20 protein-coding genes and 1 tRNA gene are annotated in these 24,390 nt (G+C 40.0%); 16 read left to right on the top strand and 5 right to left on the bottom strand.

The window, feature by feature from the left end; genetic code table 11:
• The 3 genes from NH399_RS02780 to NH399_RS02770 form a co-directional block, all read left to right on the top strand.
• On the top strand, positions 1-500 hold a 500-nt coding region (locus tag NH399_RS02780; RefSeq protein ID WP_253036894.1), incomplete at its 5' end, for a hypothetical protein.
• Between the two features lie 870 nt (positions 501-1,370).
• Positions 1,371-1,781 carry a hypothetical protein gene (locus tag NH399_RS02775; protein ID WP_253036893.1) on the top strand — a complete coding sequence of 137 codons (411 nt, stop codon included), beginning with the start codon at positions 1,371-1,373 and terminating at the stop codon, positions 1,779-1,781.
• Positions 1,782-1,961: 180 nt separating this feature from the next.
• Positions 1,962-2,327 carry a hypothetical protein gene (locus NH399_RS02770; RefSeq protein WP_253036892.1) on the top strand — a complete coding sequence of 122 codons (366 nt, stop codon included), beginning with the start codon at positions 1,962-1,964 and terminating at the stop codon, positions 2,325-2,327.
• Positions 2,328-2,813: 486 nt separating this feature from the next.
• Here the strand turns inward: NH399_RS02770 and NH399_RS02765 are convergent, their stop codons facing one another.
• On the bottom strand, positions 2,814-3,176 hold the full coding sequence (locus NH399_RS02765; RefSeq protein ID WP_253036891.1) for an energy transducer TonB: 363 nt from the start codon (positions 3,174-3,176) through the stop codon (positions 2,814-2,816).
• 932 nt (positions 3,177-4,108) lie between these two features.
• Between NH399_RS02765 and NH399_RS02760 the strand changes: the two genes are divergently transcribed.
• The 5 genes from NH399_RS02760 (at position 4,109) to NH399_RS02740 (ending at position 7,434) form a co-directional block, all read left to right on the top strand.
• A complete protein-coding gene (locus tag NH399_RS02760; protein WP_253036890.1) occupies positions 4,109-4,771 on the top strand; it encodes an RDD family protein in 663 nt (220 codons plus the stop codon).
• A gap of 191 nt (positions 4,772-4,962) precedes the next feature.
• A complete protein-coding gene (locus NH399_RS02755; protein WP_253036889.1) occupies positions 4,963-5,718 on the top strand; it encodes a phage antirepressor KilAC domain-containing protein in 756 nt (251 codons plus the stop codon).
• Between the two features lie 24 nt (positions 5,719-5,742).
• A complete protein-coding gene (locus NH399_RS02750) occupies positions 5,743-6,066 on the top strand; it encodes a Bro-N domain-containing protein (protein ID WP_253036888.1) in 324 nt (107 codons plus the stop codon).
• A 176-nt stretch (positions 6,067-6,242) separates the two neighbouring features.
• Complete coding sequence (locus NH399_RS02745) at positions 6,243-6,659, top strand: hypothetical protein (RefSeq protein WP_253036887.1); 417 nt, start codon at positions 6,243-6,245, stop codon at positions 6,657-6,659.
• Positions 6,660-6,987: 328 nt separating this feature from the next.
• Positions 6,988-7,434, top strand: a complete 447-nt coding sequence (locus NH399_RS02740) for a hypothetical protein (RefSeq protein WP_253036886.1) — start codon at positions 6,988-6,990, stop codon at positions 7,432-7,434.
• A 78-nt stretch (positions 7,435-7,512) separates the two neighbouring features.
• Here the strand turns inward: NH399_RS02740 and NH399_RS02735 are convergent, their stop codons facing one another.
• The 3 genes from NH399_RS02735 to NH399_RS02725 all read right to left on the bottom strand — a co-directional run bounded on the left by NH399_RS02735 (position 7,513) and on the right by NH399_RS02725 (position 9,953).
• Positions 7,513-8,142: a hypothetical protein gene (locus NH399_RS02735; RefSeq protein WP_253036885.1), complete on the bottom strand. Its 630-nt coding sequence runs from the start codon at positions 8,140-8,142 to the stop codon at positions 7,513-7,515.
• A 135-nt stretch (positions 8,143-8,277) separates the two neighbouring features.
• Positions 8,278-9,012, bottom strand: coding sequence for a hypothetical protein (locus NH399_RS02730; RefSeq protein WP_253036884.1), 735 nt, complete (start codon positions 9,010-9,012; stop codon positions 8,278-8,280).
• A gap of 647 nt (positions 9,013-9,659) precedes the next feature.
• Positions 9,660-9,953, bottom strand: coding sequence for a hypothetical protein (locus tag NH399_RS02725; RefSeq protein ID WP_253036883.1), 294 nt, complete (start codon positions 9,951-9,953; stop codon positions 9,660-9,662).
• Positions 9,954-10,379: 426 nt separating this feature from the next.
• Between NH399_RS02725 and NH399_RS02720 the strand changes: the two genes are divergently transcribed.
• Positions 10,380-15,809 carry an RHS repeat-associated core domain-containing protein gene (locus NH399_RS02720; protein ID WP_253036882.1) on the top strand — a complete coding sequence of 1,810 codons (5,430 nt, stop codon included), beginning with the start codon at positions 10,380-10,382 and terminating at the stop codon, positions 15,807-15,809.
• 9 nt (positions 15,810-15,818) lie between these two features.
• Positions 15,819-16,043, top strand: coding sequence for a hypothetical protein (locus NH399_RS02715; protein ID WP_253036881.1), 225 nt, complete (start codon positions 15,819-15,821; stop codon positions 16,041-16,043).
• Positions 16,044-16,753: 710 nt separating this feature from the next.
• On the opposite strand, the gene NH399_RS02710 is transcribed toward NH399_RS02715, so the two are convergent.
• A tRNA-Arg gene (locus tag NH399_RS02710) sits at positions 16,754-16,830 on the bottom strand.
• 275 nt (positions 16,831-17,105) lie between these two features.
• Between NH399_RS02710 and NH399_RS02705 the strand changes: the two genes are divergently transcribed.
• The 6 genes from NH399_RS02705 to NH399_RS02680 all read left to right on the top strand — a co-directional run bounded on the left by NH399_RS02705 (position 17,106) and on the right by NH399_RS02680 (position 24,336).
• Positions 17,106-18,776, top strand: coding sequence for a von Willebrand factor type A domain-containing protein (locus NH399_RS02705; protein WP_253036880.1), 1,671 nt, complete (start codon positions 17,106-17,108; stop codon positions 18,774-18,776).
• A 12-nt stretch (positions 18,777-18,788) separates the two neighbouring features.
• Positions 18,789-20,600 (top strand): ATP-binding protein, encoded by a 1,812-nt coding sequence (locus tag NH399_RS02700; protein ID WP_253036879.1) that lies wholly within the window; start codon positions 18,789-18,791, stop codon positions 20,598-20,600.
• Complete coding sequence (locus tag NH399_RS02695; RefSeq protein ID WP_253036878.1) at positions 20,593-21,282, top strand: response regulator transcription factor; 690 nt, start codon at positions 20,593-20,595, stop codon at positions 21,280-21,282. The genes NH399_RS02700 and NH399_RS02695 overlap by 8 nt, the downstream gene beginning before the upstream one ends.
• Positions 21,283-21,410: 128 nt before the next feature.
• Positions 21,411-22,313 carry a helix-turn-helix domain-containing protein gene (locus NH399_RS02690; RefSeq protein WP_253036877.1) on the top strand — a complete coding sequence of 301 codons (903 nt, stop codon included), beginning with the start codon at positions 21,411-21,413 and terminating at the stop codon, positions 22,311-22,313.
• Positions 22,314-22,426: 113 nt separating this feature from the next.
• The gene (locus NH399_RS02685) at positions 22,427-23,380 is read left to right on the top strand and encodes an alpha/beta hydrolase (protein WP_253036876.1); all 954 of its coding nucleotides are present in this window, start codon (positions 22,427-22,429) and stop codon (positions 23,378-23,380) included.
• A gap of 11 nt (positions 23,381-23,391) precedes the next feature.
• Positions 23,392-24,336 (top strand): nuclear transport factor 2 family protein, encoded by a 945-nt coding sequence (locus NH399_RS02680; RefSeq protein WP_253036875.1) that lies wholly within the window; start codon positions 23,392-23,394, stop codon positions 24,334-24,336.
• Positions 24,337-24,390 lie beyond the last annotated feature (54 nt).

The following is a 24,390-nucleotide window of genomic DNA, read 5'->3' as shown; positions in this document are numbered from 1 at the left end:
CTAGGGTGTTAACTATCTATGATAAGTCCTATCTGATGCTTAACCCTGCTTTAAGATGGGCATGGGATATCGAGGAAAGAGACTATTGGCAAGAGGTGTTTGAGTTAGGGACATTGCCTGATGGTGAGGGTATTGACTCAGAAGAGCCAGAAGAGAGCTATGAGCTGTGTATTCAGGATTATCCGATACCGGAAGACCTTAAGAGTGTTATTCGAGTAGAGGGGAATATAGCCTTTTATGAAGACACTGGTGAGGTGGCTTATGTGTTCCCAACACTTAAAGTTAACAAGGATGAAGTGAAGCAAATTATCTTATCTGAGTACTGCAAGGAGCAGCGTTATAAGCATGAAAAGGAGAAGCTAGAGGAACCGTTGCACTGTGAATTTATGAGCAACAAGGTGTCATTTAGAAAGCCTGCTAATGATGATTTAAGGAGCTATAACTACAACCGTTTGATTACGGATAAGCTAGAGCAGTCACAAGATACTGGTAGTCTATGATTTTGCCTAAAAGTACCTAATCGGTAGTTTTGGATAATTGATCAAGTGGCTTACAAGTCTTTTCTGAGTGCGTTGTAAGTCATTGATAATATTGAAACACGGTGAAACGCCGTATTTGGATTTGTTGACCGTCGTGAAACACGACTGTTAGAAACTTTAATGAAGTCTATAGTTTGTGTAAAAGCGGTAAACTACTATCTTTAGATAAGTTTTAAGTATATTAGATAGGCGAAAACTCTGTAAGTCATTGATTTTATTCAAACACCCCGTTTCAGGTGGTATGGATTTATAGACCTTCTCGTTTCAGGACAGTTAGGAACTCTCAAGTCTGATTTAAAGTTCGCTCTGAATATGGAGTATTATTGAAGTAGTGTTGAGGGGCGACGAAACATCGACCCCTATCAGGTGAAGTATTGTTGTAACTCATTGATAATATTTGAACACTACCATTTCGAATGTTGGGGTATTCTATTCAATGCCCCGTTTCAGGGTATTTAGAAATTCTGCTGTATAACCAAACCGGAAATGTCAGATTCGCTTAAAAAAAGAATTATGCAGATTTGCACAGTTTCTCTGGTGGTTTAACACTAATACTAACGACAGCCACATGTACTGATTTAAGTGATCTGTAAGCTGTCTATAAGCCTCTCTGAGATCTTATCTCTAAGGGGGAGGGGGTAGAAAATATCTACAGATAAAAGCCTCTCAGACCGCCGCCTAGTGTTATTTTCATGACCGCAGGTTAGCTAAACGTTTTTTTGAACTTATCGCTTATCTCTATATTAAGTGGCTGCTTTAAATATCACTAAACGGAAGTGAAGATATAATGCTATAGTTTTGTTGGGACATATAATTATGGATATCAGGATTATGAAAAGAATTTTTATAGCTGCATTGTTGAGTATATCAAGCGTTATGCTAAGTACCACCGTATTAAGTTTAGCCCCAATGCTTATCGGTGGTGATTTTAGTGATACCTCCCTAGAGGTATCGATAGTATTTATTTATGTTGCTACGACAATTGGAGGCTTAGGCGTCTTATTGGTAGCCATTCCGCTGCATTTATTTTTACAGTACAAAAATATTAGTTCAGTCAAGCCTTACGTTATAACTGGGTTAATTGCTTCGATGGGATTTGGTTTTATATTCAAACCATTTGGTAATGATGATTTTCTTACTTTGATTCAACAGTTGCTAATAGTTGGAACAGTAGGTGCTGTATGTGCATTAGTGTTTTGGTATGTGGCAGTTAAAGGCGAAGCTAATAAAGTGTCATGTTAAGGTATTTAGTCGTTTTTCAGGCTAGGTAATCATGCTGGATGTCATGAGCGACGTCCAGTGTTATGCATTTGGTTTGAAGATATACAGCCTTTTTAAATTATGCGCTAAATGACGTATATCACTTATTAATCTGAAATTAAGATGGTGTAAGTTAAAAACTAAATTCAATAGAGCTTTAAAATGAAGCCAATAAAAACTCAAGAAGCGGTTCAAAAAGTAAAAAGCCTTAAACTACCACCCATTATTTGCGATATTCTCTTGGAGAAAACTAAAGACCCTGTAGATATATATTTCACTTGCCCTAACACATACTTATTGAGCGATGAAGAGCAACTAGCTTATGAGCTTGGTAAGGTGATTCCACTATTCTCAACATGTGGTGGAGGTGTTGTTGCATATAGTGTAAAGAATAAATCATACCTTACTTTCTATTTGGATGGTGGGGTTGCAAAGTCTAATATGACCTGGAACGATATGTTAATAGATTGGTTTGAAGTCATTATCGAGGAATACTGGGAAACTGAGCAGGTTTTGTACGGGAGTTAGCCAATAAATTTAGATTCGAAAACTTAAACCAATTAATAGAATAATCAGTGACTGTCCATAGCAAACCTGAAATTCCGATTTAAATTGTTGAGGAATTTCCGTAATGGTTAAGCTTTAGGCGCACCACAAATTTCGGCTGAGGTTATTTTCTGATCAATGTGCACATTGATTAAGATACGGCAGAGACGAAAATTTGCGATTAACTGCTGAGTGTAGTTTTAGGGGAAAGAATAACAAGAGATCCTGTTTTATGTTGTGGCGTGTTTTATTATGGCAGTTCAAAAAGCACAACTTGTTCTTTTTAGATTTTGAAAGTCGACGTTTCGTCGCTTTTAAGAATTGGGATGCCCAAAACCTAAAGGTCACGTTTTGTTACTTTTGGAAATTACTGAGAGTTTTGTGCTCAATATTGAGAATTTGGGGAAGCTCAAAGCTATAGAATCGATATGTTTAGATAATTTATTGAGTTTCTTTTGTTGAGAGATTCTAGTTCTCTTCATCGGCTGGCGTGAAGTCCATCGTGTAGAATAAGTCATACATAGGAACGGCTTTACCATTTTCTACTTTAGGCTTAAATCGCCACTTCTTTAATATTCTGATAGCGTAATCATAGTAGCTTGTAGGTAGGTTTGAACGGATAATCTTAATATCAAAAGGAGCACCGTTCTCATCAATGTTAATTTTGACTTTTACATAACCTTTTACGGCTTTATCGTCTGGTTTTGCTAGAGGCTCCTTTTCTACTTGTTTATTGATTATAACTGGGGTATCAGTCCCCTGATTTTGAGTGGGTCTTGTTGAGCATGATGTAAGTAAAATGGTGATTATTGTTAAGATAGTAAGTCTCATGGTTTTTTTCACTTTAAGATGATGATAGTACTATTTTTAATACAGTAAATATTAAGAATGCTTGAAAGTTTATAGATAACTATTGTCGATAGCTTACTTATTGTCAAAATGAGTTCTTCGGTATTCATATATTAACTTTTGGGTATTAAATACTGTCCTGAAGCTTCTAAAAATCACCTCAAAGACTATCTAGGCAGTTTCCTTGCTATATTAACTATGGCTGGCTCAGGAAGCTTTGTGACATTTACACTGCCTGATTTCAGTTTGAAGTTCATTGGCCTTGAGTATGAATTACGAAAATCCATCCACTCTGACGATGGCTTTTAGAAATTTATGCCTGTCAACAACTGGTGGCAATTATTATGGTGGTCAAAAAAACAACTGAGATTACATACATTTGTTGAAACTTCTATCGCTATAATCACTCGAGTATAAAATACCTGGAGAGAATTGTAGTTGAAAAGTCGCTATTGTGTATGCTGATGGTTGGTCTCTGTTGTATTTTGCAAGCTCTATCAGTATACTTATTAGTGTTCTTCTTATGAGATTTTCCAGAAGGCTTAAATAATGGATTATTATGATGTTTATATTTTCTACAGGAAATGAAACCAATACTTAGCCGTAAGTGCAACTGCTGAGTTCTATAGAGTCAGCTGTTTGATAAAGTAATATTGAGCGCGCTCTTATTTATTGTCTTTTAAGGTTGCTGGATCACCTGTTTGTACACTGAAAGTTGAGTGAGTCCGTGTGTGAAGTGCCTTTTGATTTGAAACATATTAGAGTTATTACGTTTGTTTTCCCCCTTTGATTAAGTAGGAGGCATAAAGTGTTTGGATGTGTTAATTCAAAGAGTATGGATTTTGCTTTACCTAATATTTACATCAGAAAAACTGGAAAGTTAATGTTGCTAAAATCAAATTAAGGATAGTGTTATGAATGAGAATGTATATGCTGCTCCCAGTGCAAACTTGGTTGAAGAAAATGAGATAAGAAATGCACTGGCGTCTAGATGGGCTCGACTGGGAGCTTCTCTTTTGGACACCGTAATAGTTTTTGCGCTCCATGTCCTTTTTATTTATCTAACTGGAATTATTACAGACCAACTTGAAGGCATGAGTAATGGAGCTCAGCCGGACTTAACTTATACAATATTGGTATCTTTAGTTGGATTCGCTATCTATTTCCTTGTAAATGGCTATTTACTACATAAGAATGGCCAAACTGTTGGCAAGAAAGCGCTAGGTATAAAGATTGTAAAATTAGATGGCCGAAAAGCCTCTTTTATGGAATTGCTTGCGAAGCGGTATTCACTCTATTTCTTGCCTGGAAGTATTCCTGTAGTAGGGCCTATATTTTCGCTCGTTAATGTTCTCTTTATTTTTGGTGGGCAGCGTCGTTGTATTCATGACTATGTCGCTGGCACAAAGGTTGTAGATTGTAATGTAGAGTTGGAAGATGGCCAGCAAGAGCCTGCTGTCAGTCATCCTTCACTCGTTCCAGTCTCCGATGTTGAGTATGAAGTAACGGATGATGTCAACGAAAATATTCGTCGATTTAAAGAGGCACAAAAAATGAAGTATGAGCAAGGCGGTTAAGTGTGTCTTAGGCTTTGCTTATGTGAAGCTCGAGGGTGATTTTAAAATTGACTGAAGTGCAGAGTCGCAGAAACATTTTACTATAATCTCATTAAATTAGGAGGTGATGAATTTAAAACAGGATAAGATACTTTTAGAAGCGCCTACAGGAAGTAGGTATAAAAAGAAAATCGAAAAGGATATTAAGAAACATGGAGAAAAGTCGAGCTCTTAGTATTGCTAATGTAGAGATTGCTACTGATGATTATGGACGAATTAGTCTCAATGCTCTACATAGAGCGAGTGGTACAGGGAAACACAAAGCCCCCAATTACTGGCTGAATAACAAACAAACCAAAGAGATAGTGGAAAAGTACAGCGCACCCGAAATTCCGGGTGGGGCTTTGGTTGTAAATAATGGAGGTAGAGAACACGGTACATTTGCAGACAAAGTGTTAGCGGTCTCATACGCTGGATGGATATGTGCAGAATTTGAAATACTGGTCAATCAGACCTTTCTTGATTATAAGAGTGGTAATTTGATATCTGTTCATGATGCGAATCTATTGAACTTGCAGGAAGCTCAGAAACTGGTTTTGGAGTCTACAAGGCAGGTGGAAGAGTTAAAGCCCAAGGCGCTTGTCTATGATAAATTTTTGAATTGTTCAACTTTGCTGTGCATTTCAGATGCTGCGAAACAGTTGCGGATGAAACCTGGAAAGTTATTTCAATGGCTGGCTTGCAATAAATGGATTTTTCGGAGAAGAAATAAAGGGCCGTGGGTTGCATATCAAGATAAAGTAAATAAGGAGTTTCTATTTCATAAAACGAAACTAATTGATGTAAAAGGCGTGCGCACGATAAATGCGAACCAAGTTTACGTTACACCTAAAGGACTAACAGAAATAACCTTGTTGTTGAGTAAGGCTCAAGAGGAGCAATCTCAATTAACATTGAGTGGAATTTAAATAATTGAAAAGGAATAAGTGTTTATGTTTAACACCGCAGTAACTTACAAAAATTGGGCGTTCACTGTTTATAAAGTAGATGGTGCTCTATGGTTTCCCTTGGAGCCTATTTCAATCAGGCTTGAGCTTGATGACGTTCGAGGGGATATGCTTTGCTACGTTGATAAGTGGGCAGTAATGAGCCTTACTATGGGAACGGAGGCATCAAAAGGAGATATTATCGTACCTAAGGGTGAAATCATCGCTCTTGCTCAGGAGTCTACAGTTGATGAGGCAAAGGAATTTATAAAGTGGCTTGAAGAATCTGTTGAGGATGAAGTGCAGGCACTGGAGCTCATGGAGCAGTAGATAGTCTCGCTTTCCCATGTCCCTGGAATATTACGTCACGTTTCTGCGGCATGGACGAAGAGATTCAGATACAAGTGAGAGCTAGGCTAAGAGGCGGCTCTATGGCTGCCTTTTTATTTTGGCTCTAACATGCCTACAGGGTGTAGGCGAGAAAAATTAAATAAGGAAAAGTATATATGATCAGTACAATTATCAAATATCAAGAAAAGCCTATTCAAATACACAGATTTAATAATGAGTTGTGGTTCAATCTAAAGCATATTGGCTTTCTCTCAAACATTGAGAAACCTGTTGAGAAGTTAGTGGACTTGGTTGGTGAAGTGGATGCTGTTGTTGCACATACCAATCGAGGCGGTACACACACTGAATTTGTTATTCCAGTTTCAGAGGTACTTAAACTGATACAGCAAAGTGAATATATCAACGAGGCTCATTTTGAGGTGTGGTTAGAAGAAGTGGAAAAGCTATTCACAGATTTAACCATTGGGTGCTACTTTATGGACTTTGAAAAGACCGATGAATTTCATGTTCTAATGAAAGAAGCTGAAGAAAGTTACGAATTGGAGAAAGGTCTAAGTTCTATGATGCATTAAGTTCATTTTAGGTTAATCATAAGGTTGACAGTTGAGTCAGCCTTTGAGATTTCATTAGGTGATCTTTAAGTGCCCTGTGTGGCTCTCTGAGTCGTTTTTACAGGGGGTAGGGGAGAGGGAAGGCGACTACGAGCTAAAACCTACCAGCCCTGTCTAGAGCTATTGGCATTGCTTTAAGTTAGCCACGTTTTTTGTAGTGAACTGCCAAGTAGTCTATGTATAAATAGGAGATATCGATTTTAACGATTGAATAAGTTAGAGATATGAGCTTTAATAGCTTTTCTTGAAAATACCGAGCAGCATTCAACAAGGAAGTCAGTTTTTAGTTATGAAAAAGTTTGCTATTTATACATTGTCATTAGTAGTAACATTGTTTTTTTCGCTTTACTTTTATGGTGATATAGTTAATTACATCGTTCCCGAAGGGCAAGAGTTATTAACATTCTCGATTTTTGGGCCTTGGCAAAGTATGTTGATATTTGCTGGTTCAGCCAGTCTCTGTGCGTTGCTTTTTGCTAGTATTGGATTGTATCATAATAGATATAAGCCTAGAGTACGGTGGTTTTTGGCTATAGCGCCGATTCTTGTAGGAGTACTCTCATCGGCTTGGTATAAAAAAGCTTCACTCGCTTATACGGTAAGTGCTATTAGCGAAAGAAGTGAAGCTCCGTTACTTTTGACGCTAGATTCTCTATCGATGTATATGATTCCTCTCTCCGGATTTTTCTTAGGTTTGACTGTGCTATTAGTGTCCTTCAAATTTGGTAGCCGTTAGGACGTATCCTGTGTTAATGTTCTCAGCGTTTATAGTTCGGTTATTACTCTGATTCTATCTATGAGAAGTTGAGTATTGCTATTCTATCCTAAAAGATTCAATGAGCTTTTCGAGCCCTTCAATTACATAATTACCATCCCTTGAATATTTTTCAATTGAGAGAGCAACAGTAACATCGTCCATATAAAATTTATATGTCTCAAAGTATTGGCTTGGGTCTTTGTAAAGGTCAAAGCTTCCTGTGATTTTAATTGCTGCTAGGTCATTTATCTCCACTGGTTGCACATCAATATGCAAATTACTGCCCATCATACCAACTAAAGCCTTTTCATATTGCTGGACTACAATCTCTCTGTATTCGCTAAGTGCATGCTCGTCAAACTCTCGAACTTTTTCTTGAGTAAGATGGTGTGGAAAAGCAGTTACTTTAACATATGATATGTTATTGCCTGTTTCCAACTTAGCATTAAACAAAACCTCGTAAGGCGTTATCAGTCCTTCCAAATTTGGTATGTTGTTATTTATCGTATTGTTATCCGATGAGTATTCGCTAGCCTGATTAAACTCTTGGGATAAGATATGCCAATCTCCCCAAAAGTCAAACTGAATCCCATGCTTTAGAGTTATAGACTTGAGTTCAGATGGGGTAAATGAACAACCAAACAATAAAAGCGACGACAGAAGCACAGTGCTTACCAATGACTTCATAACTATTCCTCCTTAATCGTATTGTTATTTTTAACGTTAGCTATAAAGAGTTAACAATAAATTACAGCCAATTCATGAGGTCATGACTAGCAAAATAGAATGAACCATAATGCTAGCCAAGTTTGCTTCAACTTACTATTTCATCGGTGGAAAAGGACCGCCAAAAGAACCGCCTGGAGGTGGTAAAGCGATAGAGCTGGTTGTTTGACCACCTTCTCCTTCACAGGTCACTTGAGCAATCTGGTTATGAGTGAGAATGGATACGAGCACCCTGCCATTGGTAGGAACGGCCTTATTATAGACGCCGACTGTATTCAAAAGGCAACTTTCAGCTCTCAACGTGAAAATTTTAACGTAAATAGAGCTAGGGCCGCAAATCCCTTGATTACATAGTTCAGTGGTCAGAGATACGTAAGGGGCAGGGGTACCGTCATCATCTCCATCACCTCCGCCGCCGCCAGTACTCGGTGTGATCATAAAGTCCTTGGATTCAGACACTTCGCCAGCGTCATTCCAGCATTTTAGTGTCATTGTTTCATTTTCTGTCCCTGAACCATCAATTACTTCATAATTCCAAGTGACATTTGGTTGAACCCAAGACCAACCACTATCTCTGCGTAACTGCCAGCGACACTCATCTGCTCCTTCGACAGTCCAACTAAGTACTTTCGTTTTGCTACCATCAGCGGACTCGTTGCGTTCAAATGAATCCGGAGCATTAAATGAAGTAATTTCAGGAAGAGTGGGGGCGTCGATAATTCCTAGCACTTCAGTGTCTGAATAAACACTGTATCTATTAGGCGGTGTAAAAACATTACAATTCGTTTTAGCCGTTGTCGGTCCTTCAACAGTAAATGTATGACTGCCCACTGGACCTCCACGAATAGTTCCTCGAGAACCTGATGCTCCAGGCAGCCCAGTAATCGTACAAGAGACTGTATCATCGGTGTGAATAAAGCCCCATTCAAAGGTGACTTGATCACCTACTTTCGCGTTTGGGGTGTGAAATCCGTATAGGCAAAACCAATTGAAAGTGCCGACGATGCAAACAATGAGGCAGCAGAAAGTAATAAAACTCTTCTCATATTATTTTTCCTTCATAAGAAATAAGTAGAAAGTTACAACTGGCTTTGATGCTTAAACTTGAACATCAAAGACGGCCCCAATTAAACTAAAAAGTAACTCAGTGGAGCTATCACTATGCTGCCAAAAACTATTCCCATTCAGACAGTTTTGTACAGATTCCGTATTTTTGTATGATAAGTATTCAGGTTTGTGTGAGAAGTATATGAAGCTGACACACAATTAAAGGCAAGATAAAGTGATTCTGAAATAGATTAATTCAGGTGAAGTACAGTCGCTCTTTTTATTACATGGCTGACAATTTCTAGTTATCTCCATCATTGGAGAGCGGACTCAGACAGCAGCGTAAAAATTGTCTTCTTTTTAGCTTATTGATTATTTTACCCTGTTAGACAAATTGAGACCTTAGCTAATAACCATGGAAAAATGGTGGATTACGAAACGTTTTTTTCTTTTTGAAGCATGCTGTTTAGCCGATTGATTTTATGCCTCATATCCGATTTCAGTATAAACGAGTCAGATAAGAAGCCAATATCAGGAAAGCTGGTTGTTTCGTATAAGCAGTCAGTATTGTATCCCAAAGTAATTGGAGTCGCGTTCTTACTGTCAAGATTTAATTTATCAAGAATCTTCGAGTAAATTTTTAAAGCATTCTCTGGATATTCATAGCCATCAACGGTTTCAAGGGCTGAGAATAATTCTTCTAAACCATATGTTGTAAAGTCCACTTTCAATTGTTTGCTCCTCAAGAACTCCGTTAAGTTGTTTGGTACTGTTTAAGTTTAAAATGCTTTAATGCTCAAATAGGTAGGAAGTTGTAACCGGATGCCTTCGTGCAAGGATATGAAAAACTTTAATATGAGATACTCTGTTTTTTCAGTTGGGTTTGGTGAGATATTGATACACGTTGGCAGATTATCACTAGTTTTTGTCTAATCTGTTATAGCACTATTGCCTGTTCATCATTAAATTAGTAGGAGCTTCGGCTAGTCAAGGATGATAAAAGCTGTTTATAGAATCTTGCTGTGTAGTTCCCTGTTGTGTCGAAGCGATAGAGTACTGAAGTAATTACTTGTTTTATAACAAGCATTCTCATGAAGAAAAATCTCATATTTTGAATAAGACGTGATGAAGTTAAGTAATAAGGAATGATTATGACTAAATATTTATTAGCGTTTTTAAGTGTTGTTTTATCTCTAACTTTGCATTCCGGGGAGCTGGATAGATGGATATATGAGTTTGAAGGAGTAAAATATTCCTCTTTGCTCGAAGCTGAGGCTGCACTGTATTCAAGTCAGCCCTCTGCATCAGACTATAGGTTTGTAAAGTCGGAGCTTTCCCATAACCGAGTTAATATTTATCGACATTATGAGAGGCCGAATAGAGAAGCCACGGTAGCTGGTGGAAAGTATTATGGCAGCGGTCGAGGTTCACAGCCTTGGGGGACGGGATCTTTCAGTTCTTATTATGCTGAGATTGATACCACTCCAGAGTGCCCCGATGAGGTCAATATATTAGGCGGACCAACTAAATTAAGTTGGGGGTTAGGGTGTACCCATAATTGTCCTCCACCAACAGCGGAGCATGAATATGCAAATCAGGTCTGGACTGCTGAGTTAAAGTTCAATATTCCTGATGATGATAATGGATGCCGGTTGTTCATTCACAATGAATCGACTGAGTTGTTCGAAGTAACGCCGATGACTTGTCCAGACGATTATTATCCGGCAGCGCCGTTTCCAACATGTAAGCCAACTGGGGCATTCCCCCGTAAAACCATTATCGCGAAACCCAATCAATATTGTACCAGTACAGAGCTAAATCCTTGCAGCCCTGTGACCGGACAAAAAATTGAGAAAAAAGTAGATTATGAGGGGGCTGGCTTGCCATTCACTCGTACATACTTTTCAAGTAACGAAACCGTTTCTGTTGGACTAAAAAACCAACCGTATATCGGTCAAGGATGGACACATAATTATATGGCTCGGTTAAAAACGGGGTCTCATTTTATCTCAGAAGATGGTTATATGTTTGCCCTAGTGAGTGGTGGCCGTATTAATAGTGGATTGTATAAAAAGTATGGTTCTGTTCCTGGTGGTTATGCTGTTTGGAGGAATGATGGAAGCTACTTAAAGTTTAGTAGCAGTTTGAGAAATGCTAACTCAGAATTACTCCTGTCAGCTATTGTAGATGTTTCCGGTTTGGAAACCACATTGGAATATGAGTCATTAGCCACGAATTACCACCGATTAGTACGAGTGACGGGACCTTTCGGTCATGTTATTTCCTTGGAATATGATGAGAGCGGTCGAATATCAGAGCTGATCAATCCTGCAAGTGAGTCTGTCAAATATACTTATGAGTTAGCTTCCTTAAATGATGTCTATTCATCCCGTTTGATGAAGGTGACTTATCCGGATCAAAGCTTCACCGAGTATCATTACGAAAATGAGGATTATCCTTACGCACTCACAGGTATATCAGAATCTGGAAAACGCTATGGAATTTACAAATATGATGCCAGAGGTCGAGTGATTGAATCTGGGCGTGTTGAAGGATTTAAAAAAGGCGTACTCAACTACAGAGAAGATGGATCAACTCAGGTTCGTTTTTCGGATAACAGCACCAAAGTCTATGAGTTCAGTAAAGGGCTCAGGGGAACTCATGATAAACCTTCTAAAATTACCCAAGGACTTAAGGAGGTCGAACTTAAGTGGGAAACGTATGGCCGTGACATGCCTAGAGGCTTTGAGCGTCGTCGATTGTTGGAGAAAAAAGACTCGACTGGATTGACGACTACGTATGAGTATGACTCACATCATGTCACCAAGGTAACTCGAGCTTTTCAAAGTGAGAAGTTGGTTGAGTGTAACGGGGAGTGTGTAGAGCCTCCTGGTGAAGAATGTCAGAGCGAGTGTGGTGATGACGAGTCCATTTCAAGAAGAAGCTTGGTCACTGAAACCGTCAATGAAGTGAGAACGACTGAATATGAATATCTGTCTGATTCTAGTGACTTACAGACCAAAGTGACTTCGAACAGTGTGAGCAATAATTCGTCTCATCGAAAAGAAATCTCGGTGGTCTATCACGCTAGTCTCCAAAAACCAGTTTCTGTGACAATAACAGGATTTACCCATGATGGTGTGCCCGTTACCAGAAGCTTTAAATACGAATATAATGAAAAAGGTCAGTTGGTGACGGTTAACGGTCCAAGAGAAAATATTGAGGATATTACGACTTACACTTACTATGATTGTGTGACTGGTGTTGAGTGTGGCCAGCTCAAAAGTATGACCAATGCATTAGGCCATACGACTCAATTCGAATTGTATGATGCTCATGGTAGACTCCTCCGCCAAAAAGCGCCCAATGGAATGGTCACTCAATATGAATACCGTCGTATAGACGATAAAGTCTCCAGGATAATCACTGGAAGTGAACACAATACTCGTGAGTCAGTTTATGAATATTATTTAAACGGGTTAATGAAAACTATTACGGTGCCAGGCCGTGGAAGTACTCAGCTAGAGTATAATGATGCCAAACTTCTAAAAAAACTGTCAGATAGCTTAGGCAACAGTGTTCTCTTTGAGTACGATTCTCGAGGTAATATCACAAACACGCGTTTAATAAACTCGTCTGGTGAAACAAGCTACGTTAACTCAAAAGAATATGATGAGTTTAACCGTGTTGTAAAAACTATTAATGGAAACGATATTGAGAATAGCTTTACTTACGATACTGATGGGAACAAAACTTCTGTCACTAATGGCTTGCTTAAGACTACCTTTTCTCAGTACGACGCGATAGGACGTTTAAGCAGAATCATAGATGCGGAAAATAGTACGCTGTTTATCGAAAGTAATATTCTGGAGAAGCCTTCGAAAGTAAGTGACCAAGAAGGGAAGGTTACATCTTATCTTTACGACGATTTGGGAAACTTGCTAGAGGTTAACAGCCCTGCTACTGGCCTTACTCGATATACTTATGATGAGGCTGGAAACAGGATCTCTAAAGTAGATGCTAAAGGTGTGATGGTTAGCTACGAGTATGATGCCATCAACCGTATCAAGTCTCAGGCGTTTTCCGATGCTTCTGAGAATATTTTATATGGTTATGACGAGGCCGTTGAAGGTGCCTATAACATTGGTCGTTTAACATCAGTCATTGATTCAAGTGGAACGACACGATATAGCTACGATATTTTTGGTCAGGTTATTGAAGAAAACAAAGATATTGATGGCATGTCTTTCAGTCTTGAGTATCACTATAACACGGATGGCCTTTTAACTCAGGTGACCTTCCCCAGCGGTCGGGTTATCCGATATCAATATAATGAGTTGGGAAAAGTGCTCCGTATCCTGTCTGAATTTCAAGGACAAGCAAAAGAGCTTCTTCGAGAAGCAACTTATTTGCCATTTGGTCCGGTGACGAGGTTTTACTATGGTAATAATATCGGACTTGAGCAGTCCTACGACTTGGATTACCGTTTAACCTCAAAAAAGGCAATGGGTGTTTATAGTGCTAGTTATACGTTTGATGCGACAGATAATATTAAAGGGATTATGAGTGATATTGAACTAAACGGAAACCAGTCGTTTGCGTACGACTCGTTGTCTCGTTTGTTGACTGGTGTTGGTAGTTATGGAGAGATGAGCTTTTCCTACGATAAGATTGGAAATCGCCTATCCAAAACTCACGATAACGCTGTCTCGCAGTATCAATACAAAGATGGGAGTCATCATCTTGAAGGTGTCACGGGCTCTGACAGTGTTACTTTGATGTATGATGAAAAAGGAAATAACGTTTCGAGAAACCAGTTGAATTTTACTTACAACCAACAAGGACGAATGAGCGCCGTTAGTACTTCTGAAGTAACCACGGAGTATAGATATAACTTCAAAGGTGAGCGCGTATCAAAGTCAACCAATAATGGAGTTAATTATTACATCTTTGATAAGAATGGCTCTCTGATTGCAGAGGCCAACAATACTGGACGCATACTAAGAGAGTATGTTCACTTTAACAGTCAACCCCTCGCGTTGTTTACTGATGCTTCAGGAGGCACAAGCCCATCTGAGACAGAACGTTATGTCCTTACCGACGATGATGACAGTGTGAGCTTGTCTGGTGAGTGGAAGAAAAGAAACGCCAAAAGAGCTCACCAGAAAACTCACCATTTATCAAAAAGTGAGAGTAGTAGTGCAACATGGAAACTAGAGATGCCCGCTGGAAGATATCAAGTAGAAGCTCGGTGGGTCGCTAGCAAACAAAAAGCAACACAAGCGCCATATGTTGTAAACAATGCTGATGGAGTTGACCGCGTACTTGTAAATCAACGTCGTCATAATGGCCAATGGCGTACATTGGGAACCTATAATTTTTCTGGGGGCGGAGAAGAAAGCATTATTCTCAGTAGTGAAAATGGAGGAGTGAGTGCCGATGCAATTCGTTTAACTCGAGTTTATGATATTGATGACAGTGACTCGAATACGGCTAAGCAAGGAAGCTGGAAAGAGCGTAATGCTAAGACAGCTGCTAATGGACAACACTATATTAGCCAAGGAGATGGAGTAAGCCAATTCACCTGGACACCTGAAATAGAGGAAGGGCGTTACGAGGTTTATGCTCGGTGGGTGGCCAGTCGGAATAAATCTAAAGAAGCTGCTTATACTATTCGTTATGGTAACAATGAACAAAGAGTATTCTCAGATCAAACGCGAAACGGTGGAAAGTGGCAGTTATTAGGAGAGTTCAATTTTACTGGTAATGGTAATGAGACGATTATTTTGAGTAATGGCAATGGAATCGTGAGTGCTGACAGTATACGTCTAACGAAGATTAAGCCGCAGCCATCTAATGGTTCAACTCTTTACTATTATCACAATAATCATTTAGGTGCACCAAAAGCTCTAACCGATGAAGCCGGAGAGGTTAGGTGGAAAGCACGATATTCTCCTTTTGGTAAAGCGACTTTGGAGCTTAACACTATTGAGCAGAACATTCGCCTTCCTGGTCAGTACTTTGACTCTGAGTCAGGGCTGCACTACAACTACTTTCGGGATTACGACCCGGAAGTTGGGCGGTACATACAGTCTGACCCGATTGGCTTAGCTGGGGGAATTAATACTTACGGCTATGTTGGGGGGAACCCTATCAATTATACAGACCCTGATGGTAAAGTTAGACGCCGCTTGTACCATTTATGGGCTAGATTTTGGAAAGAACCTGGTCGAGTATTAAGAGATATAGAGAGAACTTTATTTCCACCACCACCGATCCCTCCAAGAGATTCAATAACAAATGATCCTCTACCATCTGAGTTGCCTCCGGGCTGGCCTAATCAACATAGCGAACCTACAGATAATGTCATTGATGGACCGTGGTCGGGTACTGATTCGGAATCTGATACTATTGCAGGTGAAGAATGCGGTGATGAAGATCCCGAACGATGCAAAAAGGTTAAAGACTCTTGCATAGCGGATTGCAGCTTATTTGCCTTACCATCTAGAACAGAAGGTGCTGTTTCATTCAGGCGATGCGTTCGGTCATGCATGGAACGTCAAGGGTGTTTTAATTTTTAGGAGATAAAATTGATTAAAGATAAAGAATTGGCGAAGAAAATAGTTGCAGTTGTTGATGAGTGTTCCAAGCAACTCAACTCAACAATTTGTGAAGTAAAAGATAATTGTTCTAAAGATGAATTTAACAGCTATAGAAAGGCTGCTGGTTTTGTAATGGGGTATATTTATACAGATATTGTCGCACCAATTTACTCAAAACACCCCGAACTAGAGCCTGATGAACTAAAAAATTAAATTCATGGCCCAACATCTCCCCTGTTGGGCATTATTTCTTCTTTGGTGGTGGGGGTTGGGGAAGGAAGAGCAGTTTTGTTCCGACTTTGCGAATGCCATAATGATGTTACGAAGTGGAGCTCATACGAAAGCCTTGAGATCAATCTATAATAAATATTCAAAATTTGCTGACAAGGCGGGATGTTAGAGTGGACAAGGTTTGTATTCTCAGATGAGTTTTGAAGAAAAGCCATGTCTACGAGAGATTAAACTAAAGACATAGAAGGTGTAGAGTAAGTCTGAATTCCCATTTCTCCGTTGGCTCAACATTCCCAGTCTTTCTTGATAAAGCTTATCAAAGGAATAGCTTTGAGCATATTATACGTACGTAATGAGACTCAAATACAAAGGATAAATGGTTACATTTTGTTGAGCAACGAGTGAGCATGGGTAAATTAAACGAAGAGATGAGTTGCGCTATCAGCTTGTTTTATGAACAAGTCTTTTGCTAACTGGTTAAAGGAATTTAGTTTTGATTGTAATTGAATTGAGAAGTATTAAAGTGTTTGTTGATTCACCCTTGTGAAATTTGTAGAATCGCGGTGTTGTATTGTAAGCTTGATTATCTATATTAGCTCTATTTGAGGTCTAGAGTACTTAGTTTACGTTAGTAAGCACTTTCGACAAAAAGCTTTGCAACGCTAGTTTGAGAGAAAAGGAATTATAGAAGATGGCGCGCCCGGAGAGATTCGAACTCCCGACCAATTGGTTCGAAGCCAACTACTCTATCCAGCTGAGCTACGGGCGCATAGATGTTTTTAATATCAGCAAAGAGCAGTTTGTTAACCCGTTGCCAACGCGGCTAAATGTATATGAATCTTGAGTTTGTGACAAGGAAAATGTGTTAAAACGCTGTTTTAACTTGTATTTGATGAAATCTTCATCAAGCAATATCGCAGACTGCCAACAGCGTGACTCCCCACCGCATGACAAAGCTCCTCAGATTCGTGATAATTCCATGACAAAACCCCTTCTGGCTTTTTATAGAATGAGCTGAGTTGTTAGAGAGGAAGGATATTTAATATGAAATTAGGCCATCGAGTTTTTCGAACGACAGTAGTTGCCGCTGCTGCTTTTTTAATCGTTAGTTGTGCCATGAGACCACAAGAATCTGAAACAGTCGTTGTTGAGTCACCAGTAGAAAAAGTTGTGATTACTGGGAGCCGTATTAAGAGAGGTTCAGCAGAAGGGCTGGTTGAAGTTGTTGTAGAGACAGACCGCCGAGTCATTATAAACACCAGACGGGAGCCCTATAGTCATCCTATTTCAGCACAACAGATTTTTCAGAACTATGGTGTGAATCCCACGGTTCAAACTTTGGCTGAGCCTGCTTCAACGTTTGCGATGGATGTTGATAATGCATCTTATCGTTTAGCTCAGCACATGTTAAAGCAAGGCAACTTGCCAGATAAAGATGGCATTCGAGTTGAAGAGTTTGTGAATGCTTTTGATTACCGCTACCAGTCGGGGAGCAAATTGTTTTCTGTCAGTGCAGAGGTGTTTCCGTCTCCTTTTCGCGAGGGATTCCATATCATGCATGTGGGGATTCAAACACCTAAAATTAGCCGAGAGGAGAGGTTGCCTGCCAATCTGGTGTTGGTCGCCGATATATCAGGCTCGATGAGAGGAGACAATAAACTTCAGTTACTTAAAGACGGTATGAAGACTCTGGTAGCACAATTAAGAGAGGATGATCAGGTCGCCATCATTGCTTACAACAATTATGCTAAAACGCATTTGCAACCAACCAGCGCGCGTTACAAAAGAAGCATCTTCTCAGTGATTGATAGTTTAGATGCGGGCGGTGGAACCAATGCTGAAGCAGGGATAAAAACAGCCTACAGCATGGCTGACAGAATGTTTCAGCCAGGATTTAATAACCGCGTTATTTTGACATCCGATGGTATGGCGAACGTTGGCTCGACTTCTGCTGACGATATTCTAAAAGAAATTCAGCGCCAGAAGGAGCGTGGTGTATTTTTGACGACTGTAGGTGTAGGCACCGGTATGTATAATGATGTTTTGTTAGAGCAGCTGGCTAACAAAGGTAATGGTCATTATTTATACCTAGGTGATCAAAACGATATACAAGAAAGCTTTGTTGATGCTTTAGAACAGCAGTTACAAACCGTAGCTAAAGACGCAAAGATCCAGGTTGTTTTTAATCCCGACCAGGTAACAAGTTATCGATTGCTAGGGTATGAGAATCGAGGTCTGGAGGCTCAGGATTTTCTTGATGCCAAGAAAGATGGCGGCGAGCTAGGTGCTGGACATCAAGTGACTGCTTTGTATGAAGTTAAATTAGCATCGTCATTGGGTGAGCAAGAATTAGCGCGCTTTGATATCGCTTACAAAAAGCCTTCTGGCCAAAAAGTATTTACTCAATCGACATCATTACCTTTGAGTGTGTTGCGAGAGGATATCATGCAGTCTTCTTCTGACTCTCGTTTATCGGCAGCCGTTGCAGCATTTGCAGAAAAACTTCGCCTGTCCTATTGGTCTCGAGTTTATCAGTATGCCGACATTCAGGATCTAATAAACCAATTGCCACCTGCTTACTTGCGCTCTAGTCAGGTTCAGGACTTGGTTGAAATGATTCGGTCAGCCCGTCGTTATGACCATCGCTTTGACCCTTATGAAGAGAAATGGCCTGTATCTTCTATTAATCTTGACCATGTACCTTTGTTGCAATAGCTGAGTGCTTGGATGACAAGTATTAATAAATCGAAACTGAAAGGCGACAATCACTATTGGTTGTTGCCTATCATCATGGGTAGCGTTTTCTTTCTTTTCTTGATCCTGTCTGAATACTGGCAAGGTCGTGAGCAGTTGAATAACAACAAAGTATTGTTAGTTGACAGCGTGAGAAAAAACATAAGTTTAGATATTAGTCGGTTACAACACCTGTACTTTTCCTTCGATACACAAAAAGTTTTCGAAAGCTGGAAAAATATTAAGCCTGATTTCTATATCATAGAAAAAGGGCTGCAAATATTCCCATTTCCTTTGCAAGTTCAAGAGGAGTCTAGCTGGAAGAAGCACGCTGATATATTCGAGGGTAAAAGTGAGCCCCTTGATGAGCTGACTCGAGAACGCATAGGCATCATTGAACAACTGGCGAATAGCTTAAAGCAAAATGATGAAACTGTTTTAAGACAGGCATTTTTGCGTTATCAATGGCATAAAGAATCTTTTCGCTTGTTACCTCTTAGCGAAATGCTAAGTGATCTTAAGGTAATTGCTATTGCCGAAGAGCAGAGTAAGCCTTTGAGTCGCCAAATTGTTCGACTTATGTTGTTAGATGGGTTCGAACGTAATACTCATCGTGTGGCCTCATTTATTGAATTGCTCTTGCAGTCTCATTCTAACTTGTCTAAACAGGATATTCTGCAAGCCTATAAGACATTAAGCAAGGTAGCAGAAAACTACAATATAGAACTGGGCCTGTATTCAAAATATTACGATAAATTGTGGGAGACAATACCGCAAAATCCAGTTGTTGAAGAGGATATCCATATTTTGACCCCCGATGGATATCTAGCTTACCAGGAAGGGCAAACGCAGTGGCTGGTTCCTTATCCTATAGAGGTCCGCTTAACTCGTATTATAGATGATATGAAACAGCGAGGCGTGTTAAGAGGTGGCGATAAAGTCATCATCTCTAACTTAATAGATCCAACGGCAGTAGATAATCTTTCTATTCATCTGAACAGCCCCGAATGGCAACGTAGTTGGTACTATCTGAATATCTACCTTGTCGGAAAGCTAATTATGTTGGCTTTCTTGACGGGCCTTATGCTTTGGAGCGTTCGACAGCTAAAACAGAGAGAGCGACAACGTCTAGAGCAGCTGACTATGAGAGAAAAGTTCTTAAACTTAGTTAGCCATGAGCTTAAAACACCACTAGCATCCATTCGGCTTATGTCTGAAACTTTACAAAAGCGATTAAACCGAGGAATGGATACCAAAGATTATCCTGAGCGTATTTTAAAAGAGTCGGATAATTTGTGGTTTATGGTTGATAACTTGCTTTCTTTCAATCGCATTAAGCAAGGTATGGTGGCATTAGATAAAGAAAATATGTCTGTTAAGTCCTTAATGCAAAAGGTTGTATCTTGTTTTCCAGATGATTCTATTTATGTCGACTATCAGATCTCTCACTGCCTGTTTATTAAAGCGGATGCTCTTATGATTGAGCTAGTTTTAAAGAACTTGCTTGTTAATGCGATCAAGTACAATCAAAATCCAAGGGCAGAGCTAATCTTGGCTTATGATGAAAATTTATCTTCATTGATTGTGACTGATAATGGCATCGGCATTGATAAGAACTTGTGGTATCAAGTATTTGAAGACTTTTATCGAGTAGGGCAGCTTAACGCTGGAGGCTCTGGACTAGGCTTGGCACTTAGTAAAGCCATAATGAAATTGCATCATGGTGACTTAAGTATTCGGGCTTCCTCAAGCAAAGGCACTGAGTGGCAGTTAACTTTATCTGAGATGTGGGAAAGTAATGAGTGATTCTATTTTAGTGATCGAAGATGACAACAACTTGCGACTAACTTTATGTGATTGCTTGGAGATGGATGGTTATGAGGTAGTGGGTGCCGAAGATTTGAAGTCTGCACGAGAAGTTTATCAATCAGGTCAGTATGACTTGGTCGTTCTTGATTTGATGTTACCCGATGGTGATGGATATGAGTTTGCTCGATGGTTAAGACAAAATCAGGATGATGTGATCGTGCTCATGCTTACTGCTCGTGAGTTAGAAAGAGATGTCGTAGAAGGTTTTGAAGTAGGAGCGGATGACTATGTAACTAAGCCTTATCGTTCTGCAGAGCTTATGTCGAGGATCAAGGCATTGTTACGCAGAAAAAGTCGTTCATATCGTCAAAAATCTTCAACAAAAATCAATGGTTGTCAGGTTGATTGGTTAGCTCGTACAGTTTATCGTCATGATGAACCTATTCATATCACTGAAAAAGCATTCTCTATATTGGAGTTTTTATATTCTCACCTGGGCGTGGCACAATCACGTGATGCTATATTAAATGCGGTTTGGGGTGAGCATGTTATTATTGATGAGCGTACGATAGATAACTTTGTATCACAGTTGAAAAAGCAACTTATTTTACAGCAGGGGCAAGAATATTGGATTCGTTCAGTTCGTGGTGTTGGTTACTGTCTGATGAGACAAGGATAAATCATCGTTGCTTTCATTGTCTGACTATGTCGGTCACCTTGAAATAGATATAGGTCTATATGTAACTCCTTAATGGGCTCTAATATTGTTTCTGTCTTTATTATGCGTTATAACTGTAGCAATTATCTATGTTCAAGGCTGAAAGCCATAAGATGCCTTCGCGTTACCAAGATGTGTACCCAGAAAGCCCTCTGATTAAGAGCTCCGACTTAAATAAGCCTTCGGCAATGGAGTTATTGTCGCTCGAGTTTTTTGAGGCAGAACCAGGAGAAATGCCTCACGAAGTATTCGAACAGCACCATATTTTGATTAACTTAAAGGAAGAACCTCATCGCGTCGAAAATTGGCGTGACAAAGAGCATCGAGAGTTTGTCTATCATAAAAATGAAATTGTTGTAACGCCTGCAGGTATTCGTTCGGGCTGGCGTTGGCATGCGAAATCCAAAGTTATTGTGATTACCTTAGAGCCGGATAAATTGGAGAAGTTTGCGCAACGAGAATTGGGAATATTACTGGGCGAAAAGCAACTCAAAGACATTCCGATATTTGTTGACGAAGACATTACCGAAGCCGCTACTATGCTGATGAATGCTTTAAAGAGTGAAGTCGGCTCTGATGTGATGTTCGAGAGTTTTGCCCGCGTCTTTTTAACGAAGTTGATCCACAAGTATGGAGCTGAACCAGAGTCTGACTTTGATTTTAATAAGAGCTTTACTTCTCGCCACTACAAGCGAGTGCTCGACTATGTCAAAAAGAATTTTGGGCACGAAATTCCTATTGATCATTTGGCGACAGAAGCTGGTTTAAGTAATGCTCATTTTTCTCGCCTGTTTAAGCAAACCATAGGCAGTACTCCACATCAGTTTGTTATGAGTTATCGGGTGGAAAGAGCCAAAGAATTGCTCATGGAACTGGATTATCCCATGATCGATATCGCAATTCGATGTGGGTTTTCTGATCAAGCACATTTTTCTCGTGTATTTAAGCAGTTCATCGGCCAAACTCCTAAGGCATTTCGCCAACAACAATAGCAGAAATCTTCAAAAACTAATCAGCCAGATTCAAGAGTAACGAGCTCAGCCAGGTTACAGTTTACACATCAACTGAATCATTATGTGTAGCAAGAAACCTCTGGAGAATCGTTATGAAGAAACTTGTAACCTCTATTGCCCTTATTAGCGCTTTTGGACTGATGACTCCTTTTGCCGATGGTGCCGTAAAAAAGTCAGTCTCTTTTAAAAGCAATGGGCAAACTCTCGCGGGAGATCTTTATCTTCCTGATACTTATAAAGATGGACAGAAGCTGCCTGCGGTTATTGTGACGGGATCCTGGACGAGTGTTAAAGAACAAATGGCTGGAGGTTATGCTCAAGAGCTCGCCGACAGAGGTTATGCTGCGTTAGCCTTTGATTTTAGAGGCTGGGGCGCTTCTGGCGGTGATATTAAGTTTGTCGAAAATCCGACTGAAAAAACGAAAGATATTGTGGCGGCGGCTGATTTTCTCGCACAGCGTCCCGAGGTTAATCCAGTAAAAGTGGGGGCGTTAGGTATCTGTGCTTCGGCTGGCTACGCAACGGACGCTGCACTACAAAGCAAAGTGATTAAGGCGGTTGCTGTGGTAGCACCTTGGTATCACGATGCTGAAATTGTTGCGCAGGTTTATGGGGAGCATGTTAAGCCTTTGTTGGCAGCGAGTCGAGCCGCTAAATCGCAATACCAGAAAACTGGACAATCAACCATCGTTCCTGCGGCCAGTATTGATGATAAGAGTGCTGTTATGCAAGGAGAGGGCTACTATACGGATACAAAGCGGGGAGCGATTTCAAGCTACGACAATCAATTCAATGTGATGACCTGGGAGCCTTGGCTGACCTATGATGCTATCAAAACAGCAGCACTACTCGAAAAACCAACATTACTGATTCACTCAGAAGCCGCAGCGATTCCTCAAGGTGTCAAAAAGTACATCAAACAGGCTGGTAATCGTGCAAAAAGTATCTGGCTAGAAGGCATCACTCAGTTTGACTTTTATGATGGTGCAAAGCCTATGAAAATTGCTTCTGATGAAGTGGCAAAGCATTTCTCTATTAATCTGTAGCGGGGGAACTGATGAAACTAATGAATTACGTAGGGTATATGATTATGACGATAATTGCTTCAAGCTCATTGAATGTTTATGCCAATGCTAAAGACGATGCAGCCATTAAAACTATAGTCCAGAGTGTTGGACTTCTGGCGGATACTGGAGACTTTAGTGAGTTAGAAAAACTCTATGCTCCAGAAGTTGAATTAGATTATTCTTCGTTGTCAGGTGGTGAAGTTGAACTAAAAAGTCCACAGGCAATCATGACCGAATGGGCCAGCATACTGCCTGGTTTCGACCGCACTCATCATCAAGTAAGTAACATTAAAGTCAGCCACAATGGTAAAACGGCTATGGCCTCCGCAGATGTTGTCGCTGAGCATTGGGTTGCAGATTTATATTGGCAGGTGCAAGGCAGCTACCGCTATCAATTACATAAGCACAATGGCGTGTGGCAAATTAACGCTCATAAGTTTAGTTTGCTGTCAGAAAAAGGAACTCGAGAGGTTTTTGCTTCTGCGCTAGAAAACTTAAAAAACAAGCCTTCGGGTTATATTGTTCGCCAAAAGACCCGTCAGGCTGTTCTTGATTTTCTTCACTCGCTAGAAAATAAAGACATGAATAGATTTGCTAAGGTTTGGGCCGAAGATGCCATCCAAGAGATGCCTTATTCTCCAAAGGGATTCCCTAAGCGCGTTGTCGGTAAAGCGAACTTAATAAAGCACTATAAAGACTGGCCAAAGAACAGCGGCGAAGCAGACTTTACGACTAAGCTGGTGTTTTATCCGATGCAAAATCCAGAAATGATATTTGTTGAGTTTGCGGGCGACGTTGATATCATTCCGACTGGCAAGAAGTACAAGCAACACTATGGCGGTCTTTTTCATGTTGAAAATGGCAAGATTAAGCTTTTTCGAGAATACTTCAATCCGTTATCATTCAGCTATGCTTTTGGTTTAAACGAAGGCTAGTTGGATTTCATTGGCCTCTCTTTAACCTTACTAACTGATTATAGAGAGGCGCAT

This window comes from Pleionea sp. CnH1-48 (assembly GCF_024124665.1).
Lineage (GTDB): Bacteria > Pseudomonadota > Gammaproteobacteria > Enterobacterales > Kangiellaceae > JAMXSB01.
This window is presented reverse-complemented; position numbering and strand designations above follow the sequence as displayed.

What these genes read in the sequence shown, in the direction of transcription:
- NH399_RS02775 (WP_253036893.1), top strand. Translation starts at nt 1,371, where the DNA reads ATGAAAAGAATTTTTATAGCTGCATTGTTGAGTATATCAAGCGTTATG.
- NH399_RS02770 (WP_253036892.1), top strand. Translation starts at nt 1,962, where the DNA reads ATGAAGCCAATAAAAACTCAAGAAGCGGTTCAAAAAGTAAAAAGCCTT.
- NH399_RS02765 (WP_253036891.1), bottom strand. Translation starts at nt 3,176, where the DNA reads ATGAGACTTACTATCTTAACAATAATCACCATTTTACTTACATCATGC.
- NH399_RS02760 (WP_253036890.1), top strand. Translation starts at nt 4,109, where the DNA reads ATGAATGAGAATGTATATGCTGCTCCCAGTGCAAACTTGGTTGAAGAA.
- NH399_RS02755 (WP_253036889.1), top strand. Translation starts at nt 4,963, where the DNA reads ATGGAGAAAAGTCGAGCTCTTAGTATTGCTAATGTAGAGATTGCTACT.
- NH399_RS02750 (WP_253036888.1), top strand. Translation starts at nt 5,743, where the DNA reads ATGTTTAACACCGCAGTAACTTACAAAAATTGGGCGTTCACTGTTTAT.
- NH399_RS02745 (WP_253036887.1), top strand. Translation starts at nt 6,243, where the DNA reads ATGATCAGTACAATTATCAAATATCAAGAAAAGCCTATTCAAATACAC.
- NH399_RS02740 (WP_253036886.1), top strand. Translation starts at nt 6,988, where the DNA reads ATGAAAAAGTTTGCTATTTATACATTGTCATTAGTAGTAACATTGTTT.
- NH399_RS02735 (WP_253036885.1), bottom strand. Translation starts at nt 8,142, where the DNA reads ATGAAGTCATTGGTAAGCACTGTGCTTCTGTCGTCGCTTTTATTGTTT.
- NH399_RS02720 (WP_253036882.1), top strand. Translation starts at nt 10,380, where the DNA reads ATGACTAAATATTTATTAGCGTTTTTAAGTGTTGTTTTATCTCTAACT.
- NH399_RS02705 (WP_253036880.1), top strand. Translation starts at nt 17,106, where the DNA reads ATGAAATTAGGCCATCGAGTTTTTCGAACGACAGTAGTTGCCGCTGCT.
- NH399_RS02700 (WP_253036879.1), top strand. Translation starts at nt 18,789, where the DNA reads ATGACAAGTATTAATAAATCGAAACTGAAAGGCGACAATCACTATTGG.
- NH399_RS02695 (WP_253036878.1), top strand. Translation starts at nt 20,593, where the DNA reads ATGAGTGATTCTATTTTAGTGATCGAAGATGACAACAACTTGCGACTA.
- NH399_RS02690 (WP_253036877.1), top strand. Translation starts at nt 21,411, where the DNA reads ATGTTCAAGGCTGAAAGCCATAAGATGCCTTCGCGTTACCAAGATGTG.
- NH399_RS02685 (WP_253036876.1), top strand. Translation starts at nt 22,427, where the DNA reads ATGAAGAAACTTGTAACCTCTATTGCCCTTATTAGCGCTTTTGGACTG.
- NH399_RS02680 (WP_253036875.1), top strand. Translation starts at nt 23,392, where the DNA reads ATGAAACTAATGAATTACGTAGGGTATATGATTATGACGATAATTGCT.